Source organism: Mycolicibacterium sp. XJ1819, from assembly GCF_053483675.1.
Window position 1 is genome coordinate 1 of the sequence record NZ_JBEFST010000047.1, and the last position, 806, is coordinate 806.

Below are 806 nucleotides of genomic sequence, written 5' to 3' on the forward strand. Positions count from 1 at the left end.
TGAATCGCGTCACCCCGGCGGTTTCACCGACCAGTTTGGCCGCGGTCAGCTCTCCGCAGCCGGGCATGGCCAGCAAGACCGGCGCGACCCCACGGACACGTTCGCCGATGCGTTTGGCCAGTGCGTTGATCCTCTGCGTGAGTCCGGTGATGTCGGCCAACTCGTCACGGGCCAACTCAGCCACAATCCCGGATTGGGTGTCCAACCATCGGCCCAGGATGGTGCGGTGCTTGGCCAGATCCAACGAGCGCGGCTTGGGCGCGTGTTCGGGATCGAGCTCGTGGACTCGCCACAGTAGCCGGTTGATGGTCGCTGTGCGTTGTGCCACAAGGACTTCGCGGCGATCCACCAATAGTTTCAGTTCCCGTGACACCTCGTCATGAGAGGCCACCGGAAGATCAGGCTCGCGCAGGAAACCCCGCGCAACCGCCAGTGCGTCGATCGGATCGGACTTGCCGCGGGTGCGTGCCGAGGCCCGAGTCTGGGCCATCAACTTGGGCGGAACCCGCACCACGTTTTGCCCCAACGCGAGCAGGTCGCGTTCCAGGCGTGCCGACAGATGCCGGCAGTCTTCGATCGCCCAGGTGACATCGGCCCCGAACTGTTCGCGGGCCCACATCACCGCCTCGGCATGCCCGGCGGTGATCGCTTTGACGGTCTTCTCGGCGAGCTTGCGACCCGCCTCGTCGACCGCGACGAAGGTATGAGTGCGCTTGTGTACATCGGCTCCAACAACAACCATGGTGGTTGCCTCCATTCACTGAGAGGTGACGGTTGGACCGGTCGGCGGACATACCTCAGTGGGG

1 protein-coding gene is annotated in these 806 nt (G+C 64.5%); it reads right to left on the bottom strand.

The features are described from left to right. Nucleotides 1-742, bottom strand: a 742-nt coding sequence (locus ABQE89_RS26240) for an IS110 family transposase (RefSeq protein WP_448422157.1), incomplete at its 3' end; no start/stop codon positions are given. Between the last annotated feature and the right edge of the window lie 64 nt (nt 743-806).